At 27.2% G+C, this 3,593-nt stretch carries 4 protein-coding genes; all 4 read right to left on the bottom strand.

What is annotated here, in order from left to right:
* Positions 1-178 precede the first annotated feature (178 nt).
* From Q0V67_RS10305 to Q0V67_RS10290, 4 genes are read right to left on the bottom strand one after another with little or no spacing between them, the layout of a single operon-like run.
* Positions 179-1,429, bottom strand: coding sequence for a TrbI/VirB10 family protein (locus Q0V67_RS10305; RefSeq protein ID WP_297599324.1), 1,251 nt, complete (start codon positions 1,427-1,429; stop codon positions 179-181).
* A 5-nt stretch (positions 1,430-1,434) separates the two neighbouring features.
* Positions 1,435-2,253, bottom strand: a complete 819-nt coding sequence (locus tag Q0V67_RS10300; protein ID WP_052193911.1) for a TrbG/VirB9 family P-type conjugative transfer protein — start codon at positions 2,251-2,253, stop codon at positions 1,435-1,437.
* A gap of 11 nt (positions 2,254-2,264) precedes the next feature.
* Positions 2,265-2,945, bottom strand: a complete 681-nt coding sequence (locus Q0V67_RS10295) for a type IV secretion system protein (protein ID WP_047394812.1) — start codon at positions 2,943-2,945, stop codon at positions 2,265-2,267.
* Between the two features lie 13 nt (positions 2,946-2,958).
* A complete protein-coding gene (locus Q0V67_RS10290) occupies positions 2,959-3,324 on the bottom strand; it encodes a TrbC/VirB2 family protein (protein WP_297599319.1) in 366 nt (121 codons plus the stop codon).
* Between the last annotated feature and the right edge of the window lie 269 nt (positions 3,325-3,593).

Genomic DNA, 3,593 nt, shown 5'->3' with positions numbered 1-3,593 from the left:
ATACATTTCTTGATATGGATTAGGATTATTTTTCTCATTTTCATTACACATATATTTCTTTAATCTCATTTTATAACCCATTTATTTTACCCCTTTTAAGATTTTTTTAGTCGTTTCCGACTAACTATCGCCTTCAAAAGTAATTTAATCTATTACTTTTTCAGTTTGATTCTTCAGATTATTTATATGGTTTTAGAATTAAATCACTATGAACCATAATGTTAAATCTATCACCTTGTTTGATTTGAATTGTTGGCTGACGATCTAATGCTTTATCTGCAAATTTATCTCCAACTTTTACAATTGTTTGTCCTGCTCCTTGTCCTGCTGCATATTTCCAATCATCATTATTACTATTATCTTGTGTTACGATAGCTGCTGTCGCTCCCATAGCTGATGATAATAAAACACCTTTCATTAATGTTGCAAAATGATTATTAACTTTTCCAGTTAATCCTGCCTGTCCTGTTAAATCTACTCCTTGCATATTATCTAAATTTATACTCATTCCATTTGGAAATATCATTCTTTGCCAAATGACTAACAATCTATTTTGTCCCCAAGTAACATTTGAATCATATGTTCCTGTTATTCTAGTTCCTTGTGGAATTAATAAATAGTTTCCTGTTACAGTATCAAATACATTCTCTCTTACTTGAGCTGTTATTACTTTTGAAGGTAAATCACTATCCATAGCTGTTATAACTATTGCAGGTATAAAATCTCCTGCTTTTACTTCAAATGGCGATATACTCCCTTCTAATTTTGAACTTATATAATTTGAATATGTTGGTTCATTATTTAAAAAACTTTTTTTTGAGCCTTGTCTATTTAAATCATAATCAGTATAATTTCTATTTGCGTCATTTTGAGCGACTCTATTTTCTCTCTGATTTTGATTTACTGGAAAAGAAATAGAGCTTCTCTTTGCATTATTTGCTTCTTCTCTAATTTTCCTTAATGCTTCTCTTTCTTCTTCGCTTAATTCTCTCTTACTTGTTTGTATAACTTTTTTATTTTCTATAACATTATTTTGTTGAATTGAATTATCTATTTTATCTTGATTATTTTCTGCTTCAACTCCACGATCTGTAACTATCATTTTAGAATAATCTGTTTCTAATTCTAAATTTAATTGTTTTTGTTCTTTCTCTTCTTTTTTAGGTTCTTCTATTGGTTTAGTATTAGTTGAAGGTGTTTTAAATATATTGTAAATCAATACACCAACTAGACACACAATAGGAAATATCAAATATTTTTTTTTGATATGTGTTCCTTTATAAAGCCTTTCCTTTTTTTCATTTTCTTGCTCTTTAGATTCTTCCTTAATTTCAATGTTTTCGTTATTTATTTTTTCTTTAGATTCCTCTTTAATTTCAATATCATTGTTATTTATTTCTTCTTGTTTAGATTCTTCATTTTCATACATAAATATCACATCCTAATTGGGTAATAATCTTTCTCGTTTTTTATAAAACTTCCATCTTTTTTTATAACAACTTCTCTTTTTCCTAATTTCAATACTGCTTGTTCAAATAATCTATCTACTATGTAATAATTATTTTTCACTCTGTATCTAACTAAAACTACTTTTCCTGTTTGGTCATCTTTTATAAAAAGAGCTGGTGCTTCTCCTGTACTCATTTCAGGTTTCATAACTATATAAGTTTTTTGTCCATCATCAAATACTTGTTGAGGACTCCAATTATATTTTTTATTATTCCATTCATATTTATTATTTAAATTATTCAGATTAACTAAACTTGTTGTTTCCTCATTATTTGCTTTAATCATTTTTGCAATTTTAGCTTCTTGTGGATAAACAAACTCTACAACTGGGTTATACCATTCATTAGCACTTTGTAAAAAAAAGTTATAACTTCTTTTATTAGTATTTACTACTAAATTTGTTTTTATTCCTGGATAAAAAGGTTTTAAAACAATTGCTTTTCTTTCTCCTTGTTTTGAACCTGTTACTCCTTCATCAATCGCCCATCTTGCTGTATCTCCACCTGCTAAGTAAATAACTTCTTCATCTGAATTTAAGTAAATTGTTGTTAAAAATCCTGTTCTTGCATAAACTCTATACATATCATTTTCGTTGTAAACAAATGTTGTTTTAACATTTTGCTTTGCTTCCTTTAATCCCGTTTTTATAACTGGTTCTTGATAAGAAAAATCTTCATACTGTAACTCAACTGCTCCTAATGCCATACTTGACAAAACTGTCATTAATATTGCTATCTTTTTCAATTTTTTCACCTCTACATTTCATTGTTAAAACTATAATCTGTTATTGTAATTCCTACTGGATTTATCAATAGTTTTTCTTCTGAATTAGATTGAATTATTTCTATTGTATAAATTCCTGATTTTTTTATCTTTTCAACTATATTTCCTCTTTCATCATAGCCCGTTTCAATCCATCTAACTTGATAATTTTTATTATCAACTTTTAAGATTGTTGTTATAGAAATATCTCTAGTTTCTTTATTTTTCATTTTATCTTTTGTATCTTCTGCTATTATTTGGCTTTTTAATTTCGTTTGTGCTATTTCTCCTAAAAAACTATATGCTTCTTTTATATTTCTTCCATACATAATTGGGTCTAATGGAATTGATCTAGTTTTTAATATAAAATTTCTTAAAGTTGACATGATTAATTTATCATTTGCAACATAATTTATTCTATTTATTGCTCCAATATTTTTTACTATTCCTTCCTCTTTATTAACTTCTACAATATATGGAATTATTTGAGTTTGAGTAGCAACTTTTATAAATCCTAATAAAGAAATTGTAAATAAAATTGTTTGTGATAAAAAAGCAATTTGCCAATTTCTAAGCGATTTTGCTAACTTCATATACTTTTCATTAAAAACAGAATCAGGGTTGCTTGGCAACCCCCCTTGTGTCTTTAATTTTTCTCCTGGTTTAAACTTCATTTATGCCTCCAATTTACATTTGTACTGACCCTGAAAATCCAAAGAATGATAATCCCCATGTTGAAGCAGCAAAAACGATAGAAATACCAAGAACAATATTTAACATTCTTTTCATTGCACTTCCCATTTCTCCAAATGCCATCATTCCACCACAAGCACAAATTGCTAAAATTCCTACAGTTTTTGCAACTGGTCCAGTAAACGATTTTAATAGTTTATCTAATGGTCCTTCCCATGGCATATCTGTAGATGAAGCGAAACTAAATTGACTAACAATTATAAGTAACATTACCACAAGAATAAATTTATAATTCTCTTTTAACCAACCTCCTTTTTGAGATTTTTTTGCTCTGTTTTTGATGAAAATTGCTTTTTCCATTTTGATTCCTCCTGCTTATTTTTTTTATAAAAAAAATGCCCTACACGAATAAAAATAAAATAGCAATAAAACTATTTATATTTCATATTGTGTAAGGCATTTCAGTTTTCTGATTTTCCTCATATATTTTATTATTATTTCCTAAAAAGACATTCAGTTGTTCTGTTGGTCTTTATTCTTCTTTTTTGTCTGTAACTATTATAAAAATTACTATTAGTATTATCATAATGAAATTCGGTACTAACATTTTTGACATTAATGTATTCAAA

This window comes from uncultured Cetobacterium sp., assembly GCF_947072685.1.
Taxonomy (GTDB): Bacteria; Fusobacteriota; Fusobacteriia; order Fusobacteriales; family Fusobacteriaceae; genus Cetobacterium_A.
Note: the sequence above shows the minus strand (reverse complement) of the source record. Positions and strands in the feature narration are given on the sequence as shown.

Excerpts from the sequence above, each read along its gene's own strand:
- Q0V67_RS10305 (WP_297599324.1), bottom strand. The coding sequence starts at position 1,429 with ATGTATGAAAATGAAGAATCTAAACAAGAAGAAATAAATAACAATGAT.
- Q0V67_RS10295 (WP_047394812.1), bottom strand. The coding sequence starts at position 2,945 with ATGAAGTTTAAACCAGGAGAAAAATTAAAGACACAAGGGGGGTTGCCA.
- Q0V67_RS10290 (WP_297599319.1), bottom strand. The coding sequence starts at position 3,324 with ATGGAAAAAGCAATTTTCATCAAAAACAGAGCAAAAAAATCTCAAAAA.